We start from the raw sequence: 17,471 nt of genomic DNA, 5'->3' as shown, positions 1-17,471 counted from the left end.
GCGAACGCGCCGTACCGGCTCTATGCGCGCCCTGTGAAGGGTCCTGTGCGGACGGGCCTCGCGCGGCGGACGGGGCTTCGTGGTCGGTTCCTTCGCGGACGGGCCTTTCGCGTACGGGTTTTCCGCGCGGGTACGCGAAAGGGCCCCGGAGGAAATTCCCTCCGGGGCCCTTTCGGTCGGCTCAGTAGGCCAGCGCGGCCTTCGGGTTCGAGCCGTAGGCGTTGTCGTGGCCCTCGCCGTCGAGGCAGGTGAAGACCAGCAGGACGATGCCGCCGACGAGGGGCACGAAGGCGATGAAGTACCACCAGCCCGAGCGGCCGGTGTCGTGCAGTCGGCGCACGACGACGGCCAGGGAGGGGATCAGGACGCCCAGGCCGTAGACGGCGGTGAGCAGCGGGGCCGTGCCGATGGCGTAATCGACGATCGAAAGGACGACGACCGCGAGGAAGTTGAACAGGGTGTACATCCAGTACTCCTTGCGGCGCGCGCGACCGCTGAAGACTGCGTACTTCTTGAGAACGTCGAGGTACCAGTTCACTTTGTCCCCCCAAGGACTGGGTATGCGAGCGGGAGCCTGTCCCTGTGGAGCAAGCTTTACGCAGAACTTATGTGGCTGAAACCATGTGGGTCAATTCGTTACCGGGCGGTGGCCGTTCCGCAGCGGGACGCAGTGAACGGCGGCACCTCCGGGGGTGGAGGGGCCGCCGTTCCGGGAGAGGATCAGAACGTCACGTCCTTCGCTTGCTCATGAGCAGTCCGCCGGCCGTGAGGGAGAACAGGCAGACGCACGCGCCGGTGATCACGTTGCTGAGGATGGTGCCGGTGTCGGGACTCTGTCCGACCACCCAGGGGGCGATGATCAGCCACGCGCCCATCAGCAGAACGACGAGGTTCAGGTCCTGCGACCGCTCGGGAACCATCGACATACACAGGCCGAGGACCGCGAGAGCGATGCCGACGACCAGGTTCGTGATGGCGAGTGCGGGCTGGGTTGCGGAGAAGTGGACCGTCCACGCGGAGATCGCGGCGTAGATACCGGCGAGGATCACAAGCTCCTCGACAGCCGCGACACCTCGGGTTTGGAGCATACGGGCATATCGGTCCCGCATTTCCGGCGCATCGGGGTGCCCCGCGATATCACCAGGACGGTGGGAAACGTCGGCCATACGACTCGCCTCCTTCTGGCGTCATGCACGTGTGACCGTACTTGCGGCGAATGGGGCCGCTGCTTCATTGTGCGCTTATCTGGCCTTTATGTGTAGATCCGTCCCCTAAGGAATGTGTACAAATTTGTGGTCGGGGATATGCGCGGAACCACCAATGACGATCATGGTCGTGGAGAATTCGCCGCAGGGGCGAACCGCACCTCGCGCTGACACCGCGCGCGGTGGACGACGGCATCCCGGCGTAGCCTGGAAGTGGACTCGGGGCGCCACTTCTCAACCGCCGGGAGCGGATGATGGCCGGCATCGTACGAAAGAGCTTCGACTCAGCGGACGAGACCCGTCCCTTCGAGGACGGCAAGGGCAGGCTCGACCTGCTCACCAGCGGAGGCGGCCCCGTCGGCCGTGCCGTGTTCGAGCCGGGCTGGCAGTGGTCGCAGCACGTCAAGCCGATAGCCGGCACCGACAGCTGCCAGGCCTCGCACGTCGGTTACGTGGTCAGCGGCCGGATGAAGGTCACCATGGACGACGGCGAGTCGGTCGACTTCGGGCCCGGTGACTTCATGGAGGTCACCCCCGGCCATGACGCCTGGGTCCTGGGCGAGGACGCCTGTGTCGTCCTCGACTGGTCGGGCTTCGGCGACTACGCCAAGAGGGCCGGGGGCTGACGCCCCGCCGGATCCCGTCCGCCGCCGGTTGGCGCCGGAGCGACGTCGGGCAGGTCCGCGCGGACCTGAGGGGGCGTTCAGCCGTAGGCGTCCGTGACGCAGTCGACCGCGCACCGCCCGTGCTCGAACCGGCGGCGCAGCGCCGCCGCCGCGTGCCGCCGGTCCACGTCGGCGTACCCGTAGCGCTCCCGCGTCAGGCGGACCACGGCCTCGACCGTGACGATCGCCGGTTCGCCCTCGCCGGCGGACCGGCGGGCCGTCGCGATCGCCAGGTCCGCCGCCCGCTGCAGGTGGCGGGCGTACTCCCGCTGGGCCATGGATCGCGCCCGCGAGGGGGCGAACGGCCGTACCGCCCGCCCCTTCCAGACCACACCGGCGGTCATGAACCCCGCCACGAGCAGCACGAAGAGCACCCCCACCACGGTATTCATCACCGGCTGCCTTCTCCTGTCCCGAGGCTCCGAGAGAGCCCTCCGAGTCTAGAGTTCCGGGCGGCGCTCCTGGTTCCCCACGCGCCCTCCGCGTGGTCTCGCAGGTCATTGACACGTGTAAGTCACGGTGACAGGCTCCTTCCCGGGCCCGTGCGGCCCCCTGCAGAAGGAGCAGCAACCCATGAGCACCTCCGGCATCACCGTCACCACCGAGCGAGGGCCCGTGCGGGGGGAGCGGCGCGGCGACGGCAGCCTCCGCTTCCTCGGCATCCCTTACGCGCGGGCCCCCGTCGGCGGCCTGCGGTTCGCCGCGCCCGTGCCGCCGGAGCCCTGGTCGGAGCCGCTGGACGCCCTCGCGTACGGGCCGACGGCCCAGCGGCGCCCCTTCGCCGAGGTCACCACCATCCCCGAGCCCTCCGTCCCGGGAGCCGGGGTCCTCAACCTCAACGTCTTCACCCCCGACACCGCCCCGGCCGCCGCCCTCCCCGTCCTCGTGTGGATCCACGGCGGCGGCTACGTGGCGGGCTCGGCGGCCAGCCCCTGGTACGACGGGGCCGCGTTCAACCGGGACGGCGTGGTGCTGGTCTCGATCGGCTACCGGCTCGGCATCGAGGGCTTCCTCCCCCTGGAGGATGCCCCCGACAACCGGGGCGTACGGGACTGGATCGCCGCCCTGGAGTGGGTGCGGGACAACATCGCGGCCTTCGGCGGCGACCCCGCCAAGGTCACGATCGCCGGACAGTCGGCCGGCGGCGGCGCCGTGCAGACGCTGCTCGCCGTTCCCGCCGCCCGGGGTCTGTTCCGCGGCGCGCTGTCCGTCTCGGGCGCGCTCCCGCGCCCCGACGGTCCCGGGACCGCCCGCGCCGTCTCCCGGCTCCTCACCTCGCGCACCGGCGTGCCGGCCACCGCCGCGGCCCTCCAGGACCTCGGCGACGACGAACTCCTCGCTCTCCAGGACCGCCTGGCCGAACCGGGCCCCGACCGGGAGGGCCTGCCGTCGATGCCGGTCCTCGCCCCCTTCGCCGACGGCGAGCTGATCCCCGTACCCGCCCTCGACGCGCTGACGACGGGCACGGCGGGCGCCGACGTGCCACTGATGCTCGGCTTCACCGCGCACGAGTTCACGATGGTCCCGCCGCCCGGCCCGGAGGGCCCGCCGCTGCCCGCGCTGCTCGGCGGCCTCGGCCTCGATCCCGCCAGGACCGGGGCCTTCACCGAGGCGTACGCGGAAGTCGGCGCGGAGCGGTTCTTCGGCCAGGCGCTCACCGACGCGACCTTCCGCGCACCGAACCTCGCCGTCGCGGACGCCCGCGCCGCACGGGGCCGTCCCACCTGGCTGTACGAGTTCGCCTGGCGTTCCCCGGTCCTGGGGCTCGCCCTCCACTGCCTGGACCTGCCGTTCGCCTTCGACCTCCTCGACGCCGAAGGCGTCGCGGCCGTCGCCGGGGAGGCACCGCCGCGCGCGCTCGCCGACGCCCTGCACCGGGCCTGGGTCGCCTTCGTGACCCACCAGGACCCGGGCACCGCCTGGCCGGCCTACACCTCCGGCACCCGCGCCACGATGATCTGGGACACCGAGCCCCGGATCGAGGCCGACCCCCTGGACGGCGTCCGCACGCTGTGGCTCGACTGAGGGACGCGATGCGCGGCGCGCGGGTGGCGCCGGGGGAGTCGTCGTGACCGAGAACGACCGGCATCTCAGCGCTCCTCGCCACGGACGAGCCCGGGGTCGGCCACGGTCGGGCGTTCCTCCCAGAACTCCGGCGACCGCAGCCTCCACACGACCATCAGGAACACCCCGGTGAGAGCGATGCCGATCCCGATGACCAGTGGCGGCCCCAGGCCGAACCAGGCGGTGCCGCTGTACGAGTTCGCCGGATCCGCCATGTCGGTGACCGACCTCACCAGGAGCCAGGTCAGCAGCCCGGCGCCGACGAGCGGGCCGAGACCGATCAGCAGGAGGTTGTGGACGCTGTCGAGGAGATGAAGCCGGTAGTAGACCGCGCAGGCGACACCCGTGAGCGCGTAGTAGAAGGCGATGAGCAGCGAGAGCGCGGTCAGGGAGTCCAGGAGGGCGCTGGCGCTGATCCGGTTCACCACGAGGTACCAGGCGATGGCGATGCCGGCGACCCACCACGTGCTCACGTCGGGGGTCCGGAAGCGCGGACTGATGTGACCGTAGTACGCGGGCAGCGCGCGGCGGCGGGCCATGGAGAGAGCGGTGCGCGAGGCCGGGATGATCGTCGTCTGGGTGGAGGCGATCGCGGACGTCGCCACGGCGAGCAGCAGCACCCAGTCCCAGCCGCCCAGCACGTCGGTGGCGAGCCGGGCGAAGAGGAACTCCTCGTCGTCGGCGTGCTCCGCGAGGAACGCGGGACCGGCGTACGCGACGACCGCGAAGCCCACGGACACATAGGTGACGAGCAGGATGACGGTCGACCAGAGGGCCGCCCTGCCCGGGGCGCTCGCCGAGTCCTCGACCTCCTCGGTGAGGTTGACGGCCGACTCCCAGCCCCAGTAGATGAACACACCGAGGAGCAGACCTCCGGTCAGCGCCGCCCCTCCCGCGCCGAAGGGGTCGAGCCAGCCGAGGGCGGGTTCCTCGGAGGCGTACGTGCTCGTACCGGCGTAGACCCGGTACAGCGCCACCCCCACGAAGACCAGCAGGAAGGAGACCTGCGCGAGGATGAGGACGTTCTGCACCTTCGCCGACAGCTCCGTGCCGATGACGCAGACGGCCGTCATCGCCAGGATGAGGAGCACGGTGAGCGACTGGCGCACGACGGCGTCGTCCACCAGGCCGTCGAGGCCGAACGAGAGCAGCGCGAAGCTCACGGCCACGTCGGCGAGCGAGCCGACGACCAGGACGCCGGTCATCGTGATGGCCCAGCCGCCGAGCCAGCCGGCCCAGGGCCCCATGGCCCGTGTCACCCAGGAGAACGTCGTCCCGCAGTCCTGGTCCACCTTGTTGAGGTAGTAGAACGCCGAGGCGATGAGCAGCATGGGTACGAAGGACGCGAACATCACGCCGGGTGCGTGGAGCCCGGCGAGGGCGACGATCGGGCCGATGACGGCCGCGAGGGAGTAGGCGGGGGAGGTGGAGTTGAGCCCGATGACCAGGGCGTCGACGAACCCGATCGCGTCCGCCCTCAGACCCGGGCGCCGCTCCGGCGGCGCGGCGTCCTCTGCGGCCATGGTCTCTCGCTCCGGTTCCGTTCGGGCGGCGCTCCGAGGGGTGCCCCGGACGGACTGGGAGATGTCCGCCCTCATGGTAGGAACGCCCGGCCACGCCCGCACTCCGGACGACGGCCGACCGGGCGGGGGCGGAACGCGCGCCGGCCACCGCCTGGTGACACCGCGCGGCCCCCCGCCCGCCTCCCACCCACCCGTCCCGCCCGTCTCCTCGTCACAGAACGGAACGTCCGATGCTGAAGGATTTCGCCGAGCTCTCCACCCCCCTCGTCGCCGACGCCTGTGTACGCCTCGGGGAACCGTTGCGTGCCGCTCCCGCCGGGGTCCTGCCCGTCGTCCCCGGCGGACGCCTCGCCGGCCGGGCGCTGCCCGGCCGGCACTACGGAAGCGTCGACGTCTTCCTGGAGGCCTTCGCCCACGCCGAGCCCGGCGACGTCCTCGTCATCGACAACGGCGGCCGGCGCGACGAGGCCTGCGTCGGCGACCTCGCCGTCCTGGAGGCCGAGGCGGCGGGCGTCGCCGGGGTCGTGGTCTGGGGCCTCCACCGGGACACCCCCGACCTCGTCGAGATCGGCCTGCCCGTCTACTCCTACGGCCGTCACGCGCCCGGCCCCGTGCGTCTCGACCCCCGGGACCCTGACGCGCTCCTCACCGCCAGGTTCGGCGACCACGAGGTGACCGCCGACGACGTGGTCTTCGGCGACGACGACGGGGTGCTCTTCGTGGCGGCAGCCCGCGCGGCCGCCGTCCTGGAGGCCGCCCGGTCCCTCTTCCGTACGGAACGCGAGCAGGCCCGCCGGATCAGGGCGGGGGAGACGCTCCGCGCGCAGACCCGGTTCGACGCCTATCTCGCGGGCCGGGCCGAGGACCCCTCGTACACCTTCCGGCGGCATCTGCGCCGGATCGGCGGCGCGATCGAGGAGTGACCCCGGCGCGAGGCGGCCCGCGGGTCTCAGCCCTCGAAGCCGACCGTGCCGTCCGGCAGGATCGCCTCCACGCGCGCGCCGTGCTCAACGGTCCGGCTCACCGTGCAGAACTTCTCGTGTGTCAGACGCACCCCGCGGGCGAACACCTCCGCCGCCCGCGGGTTGTTGTCCGGCAGGTCGAACTCGTAGCTGACCCTGATCCGGCCCACCCTGCCGTCGTCCTCGGGACCGGAGACCGACTCCACCACGATCCGCAGGTCGTCGTGGTCCACGGCCCGTGCGGTCCGGTCCACGACGAGACCGCCGCAGCCGCCCATCGCCGCGAGCAGCAACTCGACCGGGGTGAACGAGGGCTGCGCGTCGGCGTCGTCCGCGGCGGCCATCCGGACCTCCGCGCCCCGGTCGTTGCGGGCGGTCCAGTTCCGGTACCCGGTCCGGACGGTCTCGATGTGGTAGTCGGCCATGGCGGCGGTCTCCTTCGTCGTCGTACGCGTCCCCGTACGGTACGGTCACCCGCCCGAGCGGCGCCCCCGCCCACGCCACGCCGGGCGGTCGCACCGGGCACGGGCTCCCTCACGGGGTCCGCGCTCAGGGCCGGACCCCTCGGGGCCCGCGCGCGAGCGCGGCTGAGTAGCCCGGCACGCAGGTCTGAGTACGTCGACCGATACGGCGGACGCCGGCCGCTGATGGACTGTGACCATGAGCTTCGACGCCCGGCGCCCCCGCCCCCTCCAGCACGTCACCGCCACCGGTACGGCCCTCGCGGTCGCCCTCGGCCCGCTGGTGATCGGTGCCCTGCTCGCCCGGTCGGTGGGCGGCGACCCGATGGTGTCCGTCAACGCGCTGATCGCGGGCGGCGGTCAGCGCGCCCGGATCTCCCGCGCCCAGCTCCGCTCGGGGACCCGGCTGCGCCCCGGCGCGCGCCTGGCGTCCCGCACCGGGATCCGCCCCGGAGACCGGCGGTGGACGCGCCGAGGGCGACGACCTCGTGCCCTGACGGAACAGCCCTGACGGAACAGCCCTGACGGAACAGCCCTGACGGAACAACCCGGTCCGCACCGCGCGTCCGAACAGCCCGGGTCCGAAGGGTCCCGTCCGAACGGCCCCCGGATGTCACCCACATGAGCGATGATCATCGCATCTGAGGAGATCCGGCGGGACAGGGCCGGGACCACGTCGAAAGGGCACACCGCATGGCGAGGCGACACCCCGCGCGGGACGACCACCCCACGAGCAGCGCCGGAGACGGCACCGAGCGCCCGGACGGCGGGAAGGAAGCCGGCATCCCCCGCCGGCGCTTCCTCGGCTACGTCCTCGCCGCCCCGACCCTCACCGTCGCCGCCCGGCTCGGCGCCGAGGCGCTCGCCCCCACGGAGGCCGCCGCGGCGCCCGCGCGCGTGCCCTCGCTGCCGGGACCTGCCGAACTCCTCGACCTCAACGAGCTGCTCACCCTCGCGGCCCTGCCCACCAGCCACCTCATCACCCTCCGCCTCGACGCCGACGGCACGGCCCACTTCGCCCTGCCCCGCGCGGAGGTCGGGCAGGGCGTCACCACCTCCAGCGCCATGATCGTCGCCGAGGAACTCGACCTGCCCCTGGACAGGGTGCGGGTGACCCTCGCCGACGCCCGGCCCGAGCTGCTCTTCAACCAGCTGACCGGCGGATCCAACACCACCTACTCCACCTACACCCCGATCCGGGTCGCCGCGGCCGTCGCCCGGGGCCGCCTGCTTCGCGCCGCCGCCCTCGTCCTCGGCGAAGCCGTCGACACCCTCACCACCAAGGCGGGCGCGGTCGTCTCCCCGACGGGAGCGCTGCTCGGCTACGGCGAACTCGCCGCGAAGGCGGCCGCCCTCACCGACACCGCCGTCGCGGTCACCCTCAAGGACCCCGCCCGCTTCCGGGTCATCGGTACCGGGCAGCGCCGCGTCGACGCCCTGGAAGCGGTCACGGGGCGCAAGAAGTTCGCCATGGACCTCCAGGTCCCGGGCGCCCTGCCCACCATGGTCTGCCGGCCGCCCACCATCAACGGCACGGTCCGCTCCGTCGCCAACGCCGCCGAGGTCCGTGCCATGCCGGGCATCACCGACGTCGTGACGGTCTCCACCGGCGTCGCCGTCCGCGGACGTACCTTCGGCCAGTGCGTCGACGCGGTCCGCGCCCTCCGGGTCGACTGGGGGCCCGGTACCGCCGAGGGCGCCTCCGACGCCACCGTCCTGGAGAAGCTCCGCCGGGCCGAACTCCCCCTGGTGGTGCCTCCGCTGCCGCTGCTCACGAAGGCGGTCGACGCCCGCTTCACCTTCCACTTCGCGAGCAACGCCGCCCTGGAGACGAACTGCGCGATCGCCGACGTCCGGGAGGACTCCGCGGAGATCTGGGCCTCGCTCAAGGCTCCGATCGTCGCCCAGGAGCAGATCGCCCTCAAGCTCGGCCTTCCGCCCTCCGCCGTCCGCGTCCATGTCACCGAGGGCGGCGGCTCCTTCGGCCGCAAGCTGTTCTCCGACGCCGCCCACGAGGCCGCCGAGATCTCCCGGGCCCTCGGCAAGCCCGTCAAACTGATGTGGCACCGCACCGACGACTTCCGTCAGGGCCGTACGCACCCCATGTCCACCTCACGGGTCCGCGCCACGTACGCGCTCGGCGAGGTCCTCACGTACGAGCAGCGCCACACCTCCGTGGCCACCGACTTCGGGCACGGCGTCGGCGAGGTCCTCACGGCGGAGGCGGCCCGGCTCCCGGTCGCCGACGCCGCCTTCTCCCAGACGATGTTCCAGCTCACCCAGATCAGCCCGTACCACCTCGGCGTCACCACCCAGCTGCTCGCCGAGACCGACAAGGGCTTCAACACCGGTTCCATGCGCAACATCTACTCGCCCAACGTCCGCTGCGCCCAGGAGCTCGTCATGGACGAGCTGGCCAGGCGCATGGGCCAGGACGGGTACGCGCTGCGCCGCCGCCTCGTGAAGGACCCCCGGGCGCGCGCGGTGCTCGACAAGGTCGCGGAGGCGGGGGAGTGGGGCCGTGCCATGCCCGCCGGCACCGCGCAGGGCATCGCCGTCCACACCGAGTACCACTCCGCCGTCGCGATCCTCGCCGAGATCGACTGCCGTCCCGAGACCACAGGACGGAAGATCCCCGGCGCGTACACCGGCCCCCGTGTGACCAAGGTGGTCTGCGCCGTCGACGTCGGCCTCGCCGTCAACCCGCGCGGTCTGGAGGCCCAGATGATGGGCGGCATCGCCGACGGCATCGCGATCACCCTGACCTCCGGACTCCACCTGCGCGACGGGTATTTCCTCGAAGGCAGCTGGGACCAGTACTTCTACACCCGGCAGTGGAACACCCCGCCCGAACTTGAGATCATCGTGATGCCCCCGACCGGAGACAAGCCGGGCGGCGCGGGCGAACTGGCGGTCGCCGGCGCCATGGCCGCCGTCGCCTGCGCCTACGGCCGGGCCACCGGCACGATGCCGACGGTCTTCCCCGTCAACCACGCCGAGCCGCTCGCCTTCACCCCGCTGCCGACCGTCCCGCCCGTCCCCGCCTCGCCCACCGACGGCCGCGACCGCGCCCTGTAGAGACCTGGAGCACCCGTGCCGCAGCACACCTTCATCCTGAACGGCAAGGCCGTCACCGCCGACGTCGAGGGCGACGTCCGGCTCCTCTGGGTCCTCCGCGACGTCCTCGGCGTCACCGGACCCAAGTACGGCTGCGGGGTCGGCGTCTGCCGGGCCTGTACGAGCCACCTCAACGGGAAGGCGTTCACCCCCTGCGCCGTGCCCGTCGAGGACCTCGGCCCGGAGGACGAGGTCACCACCATCGAGGGCCTCCCGGACACCGTGGGCAGTGAACTCCACCCGATGCAGGAGGCCTGGCTCGACCTCGACGTCGCCCAGTGCGGCTACTGCCAGCCGGGCCAGATCATGACCGCGGTGGCGGAGGTCCGCCGGGCCAGGGAGGCCGGCCGGGAGATCACCGAGTCCGACCTCGACACCATCCGCAACATCTGCCGCTGCGGCACCTACGACCGCATTCGCCAGGCGGTCCTGGAGGGCGCCCGCCGGATGGGGTGACCGGCGGGGCCGGCCACCGCGCACGGCTGGTCCGGGCGCCGGGGCAGCGTCGCCGGACCGGCCGTCACACCGACGGCGCCGCCGGCTTCTCCCGTACCGCGTCCAGATACTCCGCGACGGCGTCCCGGTTCCGGGTGAGGCAGCGGATCCGCTCGGTCATCCGGTCCCGTTCCTCCTCCAGGGTCGCCAGCATCTCCGGCGTCGCGTCCGGGAAGTGGATGATCCGGGGCTTGTTCAGGCACGGCAGGATCTGCTTGATGATCCGGGTCGGCAGACCGGCGTCGAGCAGGCCCCGGATCTGCAGCACCCGGTCCACGTTCGACACGTCGTAGTGCCGGTAGCCGTTGGGCAGCCGGTCCGCCACGATGAGCCCCTGCTCCTCGTAGTAGCGCAGCAGCCGGCGTGGTGTTCCGGTGCGCTCCGAGAGTTCTCCGATCCGCATGGACGCCCCCTCCAGGGACTCGCTTGACCTTCACATCAATGTGAGGGTTCGAGCATAGATCCATGGCCCACCACACGACAGCGGCGGCCCGATCCGCCGCCCACCCCTCCCCGGACACGCCCCGTTCCTCCGGCCGGCTGCCCCTCCCCGCCCTGCTCGCCCTCGCCACCGCCGTCTTCGTCACCAGCCTCACCGAGACCCTCCCCGCCGGCGTCCTGCCCGCCATGAGCGCCGAACTCGGCGTGGGCGAGGCCGCCATGGGCCAGACCGTCACCGGCTACGCCCTCGGGACGGCCCTCACCGCCGTACCCCTGGCCGCCCGCACCGCGGGCTGGCGCCGCAAGCGACTGCTGCTCACCTCGATGGCCGGCTTCGCCGCCGCCAACACCGTCACGGCCCTCTCCACCTCGTACGCCCTCACCATGGGCGCCCGGTTCCTCGCCGGGGTCGCCGCGGGTGTGGCCTGGGCGCTGCTCGCCGGGTACGCCCGCCGGATCGCCCCGCCCCACCTCCAGGGCCGGGCCGTCGCCGTCGCGATGACCGGTGTCCCGCTCGCCCTCTCCCTCGGTGTCCCGGCAGGCACGTTCCTCGGCGAAGCCGTGGGCTGGCGCACGGCCTTCACCGCCATGACCGTCATCGCCGTCGTGCTCCTCGGCTGGATCGCCCTCGCCGTCCCCGACATGCCGGGCGAGGCGCGCGGCGGGCGCGCGCCGGTCGCCCGCACCCTGAAGGTGCCCGGCGTCCTCCCGGTCCTGGCCGTCACCTTCACCCTCGTCCTCGCCCACACCGTCCTCTACACCTACGTCGCCGCCTACCTCGGGCATCTCGGGCTCGCCGGCTCCACCGGTCTCGTCCTGCTGGTCTTCGGCGGCGCCTCGCTCGCCGGGATCTGGTTCACCGGCCGTCACATCGACCGAAGGCTCAGGGCGCTGACCCTCGCCGGGACGATCCTGTTCGCCGTCGCGGCCGCCGCGCTCGCCGTCCCGGCCGGCGGCACCGCGCTCGTCCTGACGGCCGCCGCGCTCTGGGGGTTCGGCTGGGGCGGCGCGCCCACCCTGCTCCAGACCGCCGTCGCGAACGCCGGCGGCGAGGACGCCGACACCGCCCAGACCATGCTGGTCAGCCTCTGGAACGCGGCCATGGCGGCGGGCGGACTCGCGGGCGGAGTCTTGCTCGACGCCCTCGGCGCGGGCGCCCTGTCCTGGACGGTGCTCGTCCTGCTCCTGCCCGTGGTGGCCGTCGTGGCCGGGGCCCGTACTCACGGGTTCCCCGCCCGCCGGTGAGCGGGAACGCACCGCCACGAAAGAAGAAGGCTCCCACCGCGCCGAGGCGGTGGGAGCCTTCTTCTGCCCGTGGGGCGGGTCAGACGGCCGGCGGGATCCGGGACGGGCGTCCCGCGCCGCGCGTGAGCACATAGCCCGCGACGCCCGCGAGGGCCGCGAGTATGCCGCCCGCGGCGGTCCAGAGCCAGCGGTCGGACCACCAGCCGGAGGACCAGCCGTCCTCCGGCGCCGCCGCCTCGACGGCCGAGGGGCGGCCGGCGTCGGCGTCGGCCTCCGCCTGGTCGGCGGTCGTCGCCCCGGGCACGAGCGGCGCGGCGAGCGCGCCGTCCGAGGCGTAGGCGCCGCCCTTGTCGACGGTGCTCACCCCGACCTGGGCGGAGAACGGCTGGCCGAGGTCCTCGTCCGGCAGCCCCGTGACGGTCAGCCGCACGTAGTAGCTGCCGGGCAGCGGGTCGTTCGCCCAGGCGTCGGCCGCGGCACGGACCGGCCGCAGCACACAGGCGAGTTCCACGGTCGCGGTCTCCTTGGCCGCCGTACGGGACTGCGTCCCGTACATGCACGGCTGACGGCGCCTCAGCCCGTCGTACACGTCGACCCGCCAGGTCGTCGCCCCGTGCCGCACCGCCGTGTCGGGCAGTGTCACCGTGGCCTTCACCGTCGGCCGCTGCCCGGTGTCAGCCGGGAACACCCAGTACAGGTAGTCACCCGTGGCAGCCCGCGCCGTCGCCCGCTGTCCCGGCAGGAACCGGGCGGCGGTACGGAAGGTCGTGCCCGCCTCCGTCGGCCCGGCCGTGGACCGGGTGTCCGCGCCCGGGTCCGCCGTGGCGGACGGGGAGTCGGCCAGGGCGGCCGGAGCCGCGAGACCGAGAAGTGCGGCACCCGCGAGCGCGCCCGCGGCGATCATGCGTACGGTTCGCATCAGTGGGTCCTCCAGACAGCGACGCGCCAGCGGGACAGCCAGCCCCAGAGCAGACCGGCCACGAAGCCGACGAGCACCAGCGCGCCGAGCAGCCACCAGCCGCGGCCGAGACCGAACGAGGCCACGTCCGACGCGGCCGAGGGGCCGTCGACGACGTCCACGGTCAGCTCGATGGGCATGCCGGGCGTCGTCTTGACCGACGGGGGAGCGGAGAACGAGTTGCTGACCTGGAGACAGACGGTCTCGGCGGCCGGCTTGGCGTCCCCCGGCTCGTCGTCGAGCTCCGGCTTCGGGTAGCGCAGGCCGGTCGAGATCACATCGGTGCGCCCGTCGCCGGCCTCGGAGCCGCGCACGATCTCCCGGCCGTGCCGGGTGACGGCGCGCAGCAGGACCCCGTAGTCGTCGTTGACGGCGCGGTCGGCCGACACGCTGACGGAGGCGCGGAGTTCCTGACCGGGCAGCAGCTCCACCCGGTACCAGCGGTGCTGGCCGAAGGCCTCGCGGTCCGTGAACAGGCCGGGCTTGAGCAGCGGCGCGTCGGCGCACCGCACCGCGCCCTCGGTGGCCACGGGTGTGACGACCGGGTCGGCGGCGCGGTCGACCAGCTGGCGGACCCGGCGGGACAGGTCCTCGGTGCGGTGGACCGAGGTGTACGTGCCTCCGGTCGCCTCCGCGATGCACGTGAGCTGCTGCCGGGTCTTGGCGTCCGGCACCAGGCCCAGGGTGTCGATGACGAGATGGATGCCCTTCGCCGCGATCTCCCGCGCCACCTGGCAGGGGTCGAGCGGGGCGCAGGTGTCCTCGCCGTCCGTGATGAGCACGATCCTGCGGGTGGCGTCACCGCCCTCCAGGTCCTCGGCCGCGCCGAGCAGCGCCGGGCCGATCGGCGTCCAGCCCGTCGGGGCCAGGGTCGCCACGGCGGTCTTCGCCTCCGTCCGGTCGAGCGGGCCGACCGGGTACAGCTGCCGGGTGTCCTTGCAGCCCCGCTTGCGGTCCTGCCCCGGGTAGTCGGCGCCCAGCGTGCGGATGCCGAGCTGGACCTCCTCCGGAACCGCGTCGAGCACCTCGTTGAAGGCCTGCTTGGCCGCGGCCATCCGGGACTTGCCGTCGATGTCCTTGGCCCGCATGGAGCCGCTCACGTCGAGGACCAGCTCGACCTTGGGGGATTCCTTCGCCACCGGCTCGTCGGCGGCCGCGCTCGTCGGCAGGAGCACGGCGCTCAGGGCGGCGAGCAGCGCGCAGGCCCCGGTCGCCAGCCGTTTTCTCGTGATCATCGCCGGATCGTATTGATGATCGTCCGACAAACCAAACGGAGGTGGCACCGCACTCCGGCGGAGGCCCGGCCACCCCGCCCCCGCTCCCGAGAACCCGCTGGTTAGAGTGGTGGGCGGGCGCGCCGCCGCACCTGGCTCAGGCGCGAGACCGGGCCGGCTGTCGACCACAGGGTCCCGTACGACCCGAGGACCTGCCCCACGGCCCCTGCCCGGAAGCACCACGTCACATGAGCACCGACACCACCCTGCGCCCCGAAGCCGCCCCGACCGTCGACGCCCCTCAGGACCGGCGGTCACGCCGGTCCCGGATGGCCGGCCGTGCCCCCGCCAGGCCCGCGCCCGTGGCCGCCGTCCACAACGTCAGCGCGGCCACGGCCGCCCTGCTCGGGCTCGTCGCCATCGGCGCCGTCCTCCACGAGCCGGTGCTGATACCGCCGCTCGCCGCCAGCGCTGCGCTGGTGCACTGCGCCCCGGCGCTCCCCCTGGCCCAGCCGCGCAGCGTGGTGGTGGGGAACCTCCTCGGTGCCGCCGCCGGCTACGCGGTGGCGGCCACCGGGCAGGGCAGCTCGTGGGCCGCCGCGCTCGCCGCCGGACTCACCCTCGCCCTGACGACGCTCGCCAGGACGCCGCACTCGCCCGCCTGCGCCACCGCCGTCGTCATCGTCCTCCAGGAGCCCGCGCCGGGGAGGTTCGTGCCCCTGCTGTTGGGGTCCACCGTCCTGCTCGTGCTGACCGCGTTCGCCGCGTCCCGCGTCCGGCGCGGAGCACCGAGGTACCCCGTCTACTGGTGGTGAACGGCTGCGGACCCGCGGCGTGCTGCGGGCCCGAGGCGGGACCGGTCCGCGCCCGGGGCCGGTGACCCTTGGCCCTTCGCCCGTACGTACGAGCGGGCACCCCCCCCGGCAGGGCCGTTCCCACCCCGCGGCGGCGCGTCTCGTCGAGGTCCGTCCGTTTCCGGTCGGAAATCCGCCGAGGACACCGGGTGGTGAGAGGAGCGTCACGCCCCGGCGTATTACTCTTCGTTGGTCATCTCTTGACCTTGCGTTGGTGAACTCCTGAGGTCGGTGCGGCTCAGGGGAACCCGGCTCGTCCCCGCTCCTCGGACCCCGTGAGGGGAGATCCGTATGCTGTCCACCCTTCCCCACCTCCGGCAGGACCTCGCAGCCTCCCTCGTCGTCTTCCTCGTGGCGCTGCCCCTCTGCATCGGCGTGGCCGTCGCCTCGGGCGCCCCCGCCGAACTGGGCCTGATCACCGGCATCGTCGGCGGAGTCGTCACCGGAGTGATGCGCGGCAGCAGCCTCCAGGTCTCCGGTCCCGCCGCGGGCCTCAGCGTCCTCGTCCTCGAGGCCGTCCGGGCCTTCGGCCTGCCCGCGCTCGGCCTCGTCGTGCTCCTCTCGGGCCTGCTCCAGGCCGTCCTGGGCGTGCTCGGATGGGGCCGCTGGTTCCGGGCCATCTCCCTCTCGGTCGTCGAGGGCATGCTCGCCGGCATCGGCCTGGTGATCGTGGCCGGTCAGCTCTACGCCGCGGCCGGCCTCAGCGCCCCGGACTCGGGCGTGGCACGGCTCGCCGGGCTGCCGGGCGCCCTCTGGCGTGCCGCGACCGCGCCGGCCACCCTGGTGCCGCTCGCCGTCGCCACCGTCACCGTCCTCGTGCTCGTCGGGTGGCGGCGCCTGCCGGGGAAGGTGCGGGCCGTCCCCGGCGCACTCGTCGCGGTCCTCCTCGCCGCGCTCCTGACCGGCCTGTTCGACCTGCCGGTCGCGACCGTGCGGGTCGACGGGGTGCTGGACGCCGTGTCGCCGCCCGGGATGGAGGTCGTCTCCGCCCTGACCGACCTCGCCCTTCTCGGGACCGTCCTGGCCTTCGCGCTGATCGCCTCCGCGGAGACGCTGTTCAGCGCGGCGGCCGTGGACCGGATGCACGACGGCCCGCGTACCGACTACGACAAGGAGCTGCTCGCTCAGGGCGTCGGGAACACGGTCTGTGGACTGCTCGGAGCGCTGCCCATGACCGCGGTGATCGTGCGCAGCGCGGCCAACGTCCAGGCGGGAGCCAGGACCAGGGCGTCCCGCGTTCTGCACGGGGTGTGGCTGCTGCTCTTCGCCGCCCTGCTGCCCGCCACCCTGGAGTACGTGCCGCTCGCCGCGCTCGCCGGGATCCTGGTCCACGCGGGCTGGAAGCTGATCCCCTTCAGGGGAGTCGTCACGCTCTGGCGAGGGCACCGGGGCGAGGCCCTCGTCCTCGTCGCGACGGCGGTGGCGATCGTCACCGTCAACATGTTCGAAGGCGTCCTGTTCGGGCTCGTCCTGTCGATCGCCAAGGCGGCCTGGGACGCCTCCCATCTGCGTGTGGAGCGGGCCGACGACGGTCACGGACCGGTGCGCGTCAGGCTGTCGGGGAACGTCAACTTCCTGCGGCTGCCGAAGATGCTGGACATGCTCGAAGGCCTGCCGCGCGACCGCCCGGTCGAGCTCGACCTGTCGGGCCTGCACCACCTCGACCACGCCTGCCGTGCGGCCCTGGAGGCCTGGGCGGAGCGCCACTCCACGGCCGGCCCCGACTCCGTACGCCTGCTCGCGCCGCCGGACCGCCGTCCCGGCCGGTCGGCGGAGGGCGAACCCGCCGGGGCGGCCCCCTGACCCTCACGACCGGTCATCTCCCGGACGCCGAACGGGGGATGAGCCGGACGGACCGGGGTACCCGATGACCATCCCACCGACAAGGGAGGAACCATGGGTCTGGGAGTGTGCATCATCCTGATCGCGGTCGGGGCCATTCTCACGTTCGCGTCCGACTGGCAGCTCGAAGGGGTCAACCTGGATCTGGTCGGTCTGATCCTCATGGCCGTCGGCATCATCGGAACGGCGGTCTATACCAGCATCCTGAGGCGGCGTCGGCTCGTCGTTCCGCCGACCACCACCACGGTGGCCGAGGACGACCGACGGGACCTGCTCTGAGACGGCGTCCGTCCCCGCCGGGACCGCGCCGCGGACCGGCCCGTACGCCGCGGGAGGGGTGGGCCCCGGCACCCCGGGGGCCCCCCCCCCCCGGGGGGGGGGGGCGCCGGCCCCCGCGGGGGCAAGGGAGGTCACCCCCGTCGGGG

18 protein-coding genes are annotated in these 17,471 nt (G+C 73.2%); 10 read left to right on the top strand and 8 right to left on the bottom strand.

Annotated elements, in window-relative coordinates; genetic code table 11:
* Positions 1 to 181: 181 nt before the first annotated feature.
* Together ACFVYX_RS22880 and ACFVYX_RS22875 are read right to left on the bottom strand one after the other, a co-directional pair.
* Positions 182 to 538, bottom strand: a complete 357-nt coding sequence (locus tag ACFVYX_RS22880; protein WP_389683273.1) for a DUF805 domain-containing protein — start codon at positions 536 to 538, stop codon at positions 182 to 184.
* 190 nt (positions 539 to 728) lie between these two features.
* The gene (locus ACFVYX_RS22875; RefSeq protein WP_389683272.1) at positions 729 to 1,166 is read right to left on the bottom strand and encodes an SPW repeat protein; all 438 of its coding nucleotides are present in this window, start codon (positions 1,164 to 1,166) and stop codon (positions 729 to 731) included.
* 293 nt (positions 1,167 to 1,459) lie between these two features.
* On the opposite strand from ACFVYX_RS22875, the gene ACFVYX_RS22870 reads away from it, so the two are divergent.
* A complete protein-coding gene (locus ACFVYX_RS22870) occupies positions 1,460 to 1,831 on the top strand; it encodes a cupin domain-containing protein (RefSeq protein WP_389683271.1) in 372 nt (123 codons plus the stop codon).
* Between the two features lie 77 nt (positions 1,832 to 1,908).
* On the opposite strand, the gene ACFVYX_RS22865 is transcribed toward ACFVYX_RS22870, so the two are convergent.
* Positions 1,909 to 2,262, bottom strand: a complete 354-nt coding sequence (locus tag ACFVYX_RS22865; protein WP_389683270.1) for a hypothetical protein — start codon at positions 2,260 to 2,262, stop codon at positions 1,909 to 1,911.
* 181 nt (positions 2,263 to 2,443) lie between these two features.
* Between ACFVYX_RS22865 and ACFVYX_RS22860 the strand changes: the two genes are divergently transcribed.
* Positions 2,444 to 3,895, top strand: a complete 1,452-nt coding sequence (locus ACFVYX_RS22860; RefSeq protein ID WP_389683268.1) for a carboxylesterase/lipase family protein — start codon at positions 2,444 to 2,446, stop codon at positions 3,893 to 3,895.
* A gap of 65 nt (positions 3,896 to 3,960) precedes the next feature.
* Here ACFVYX_RS22860 and ACFVYX_RS22855 read toward each other — a convergent pair whose 3' ends face one another.
* A complete protein-coding gene (locus tag ACFVYX_RS22855) occupies positions 3,961 to 5,457 on the bottom strand; it encodes an APC family permease (RefSeq protein WP_389683267.1) in 1,497 nt (498 codons plus the stop codon).
* 230 nt (positions 5,458 to 5,687) lie between these two features.
* Here ACFVYX_RS22855 and ACFVYX_RS22850 point away from each other — a divergent pair, with 230 nt between their 5' ends.
* Complete coding sequence (locus ACFVYX_RS22850) at positions 5,688 to 6,380, top strand: RraA family protein (RefSeq protein WP_389683266.1); 693 nt, start codon at positions 5,688 to 5,690, stop codon at positions 6,378 to 6,380.
* Between the two features lie 26 nt (positions 6,381 to 6,406).
* On the opposite strand, the gene ACFVYX_RS22845 is transcribed toward ACFVYX_RS22850, so the two are convergent.
* The gene (locus tag ACFVYX_RS22845; RefSeq protein WP_389683265.1) at positions 6,407 to 6,844 is read right to left on the bottom strand and encodes an OsmC family protein; all 438 of its coding nucleotides are present in this window, start codon (positions 6,842 to 6,844) and stop codon (positions 6,407 to 6,409) included.
* Positions 6,845 to 7,079: 235 nt separating this feature from the next.
* Here ACFVYX_RS22845 and ACFVYX_RS22840 point away from each other — a divergent pair, with 235 nt between their 5' ends.
* The 3 genes from ACFVYX_RS22840 to ACFVYX_RS22830 all read left to right on the top strand — a co-directional run bounded on the left by ACFVYX_RS22840 (position 7,080) and on the right by ACFVYX_RS22830 (position 10,453).
* Positions 7,080 to 7,391 (top strand): hypothetical protein, encoded by a 312-nt coding sequence (locus ACFVYX_RS22840; RefSeq protein ID WP_389683264.1) that lies wholly within the window; start codon positions 7,080 to 7,082, stop codon positions 7,389 to 7,391.
* A gap of 182 nt (positions 7,392 to 7,573) precedes the next feature.
* Positions 7,574 to 9,958: a molybdopterin cofactor-binding domain-containing protein gene (locus tag ACFVYX_RS22835; protein WP_389683263.1), complete on the top strand. Its 2,385-nt coding sequence runs from the start codon at positions 7,574 to 7,576 to the stop codon at positions 9,956 to 9,958.
* A gap of 15 nt (positions 9,959 to 9,973) precedes the next feature.
* Positions 9,974 to 10,453, top strand: coding sequence for a (2Fe-2S)-binding protein (locus ACFVYX_RS22830; RefSeq protein WP_389683262.1), 480 nt, complete (start codon positions 9,974 to 9,976; stop codon positions 10,451 to 10,453).
* A 64-nt stretch (positions 10,454 to 10,517) separates the two neighbouring features.
* Here ACFVYX_RS22830 and ACFVYX_RS22825 read toward each other — a convergent pair whose 3' ends face one another.
* Positions 10,518 to 10,895, bottom strand: coding sequence for a MerR family transcriptional regulator (locus tag ACFVYX_RS22825; RefSeq protein WP_389683261.1), 378 nt, complete (start codon positions 10,893 to 10,895; stop codon positions 10,518 to 10,520).
* Between the two features lie 62 nt (positions 10,896 to 10,957).
* Here ACFVYX_RS22825 and ACFVYX_RS22820 point away from each other — a divergent pair, with 62 nt between their 5' ends.
* Complete coding sequence (locus ACFVYX_RS22820) at positions 10,958 to 12,178, top strand: MFS transporter (RefSeq protein ID WP_389683260.1); 1,221 nt, start codon at positions 10,958 to 10,960, stop codon at positions 12,176 to 12,178.
* Between the two features lie 79 nt (positions 12,179 to 12,257).
* Here ACFVYX_RS22820 and ACFVYX_RS22815 read toward each other — a convergent pair whose 3' ends face one another.
* Complete coding sequence (locus ACFVYX_RS22815) at positions 12,258 to 13,097, bottom strand: hypothetical protein (protein WP_389683259.1); 840 nt, start codon at positions 13,095 to 13,097, stop codon at positions 12,258 to 12,260.
* Positions 13,097 to 14,371 carry a VWA domain-containing protein gene (locus ACFVYX_RS22810; RefSeq protein WP_389683258.1) on the bottom strand — a complete coding sequence of 425 codons (1,275 nt, stop codon included), beginning with the start codon at positions 14,369 to 14,371 and terminating at the stop codon, positions 13,097 to 13,099. The genes ACFVYX_RS22815 and ACFVYX_RS22810 overlap by 1 nt, the downstream gene beginning before the upstream one ends.
* A gap of 227 nt (positions 14,372 to 14,598) precedes the next feature.
* Here ACFVYX_RS22810 and ACFVYX_RS22805 point away from each other — a divergent pair, with 227 nt between their 5' ends.
* From ACFVYX_RS22805 to ACFVYX_RS22795, 3 genes are all read left to right on the top strand, one after another.
* Positions 14,599 to 15,165, top strand: coding sequence for an HPP family protein (locus tag ACFVYX_RS22805; RefSeq protein WP_389683257.1), 567 nt, complete (start codon positions 14,599 to 14,601; stop codon positions 15,163 to 15,165).
* Positions 15,166 to 15,495: 330 nt separating this feature from the next.
* The gene (locus ACFVYX_RS22800) at positions 15,496 to 17,007 is read left to right on the top strand and encodes a SulP family inorganic anion transporter (RefSeq protein ID WP_389683256.1); all 1,512 of its coding nucleotides are present in this window, start codon (positions 15,496 to 15,498) and stop codon (positions 17,005 to 17,007) included.
* A 93-nt stretch (positions 17,008 to 17,100) separates the two neighbouring features.
* The gene (locus tag ACFVYX_RS22795; RefSeq protein WP_389683255.1) at positions 17,101 to 17,325 is read left to right on the top strand and encodes a DUF6458 family protein; all 225 of its coding nucleotides are present in this window, start codon (positions 17,101 to 17,103) and stop codon (positions 17,323 to 17,325) included.
* Positions 17,326 to 17,471: the final 146 nt, after the last annotated feature.

Origin of the sequence: Streptomyces sp. NPDC058326, assembly GCF_042879855.1 — a bacterium.
GTDB lineage: Bacteria > Actinomycetota > Actinomycetes > Streptomycetales > Streptomycetaceae > Streptomyces.
Note: the sequence above shows the minus strand (reverse complement) of the source record. Positions and strands in the feature narration are given on the sequence as shown.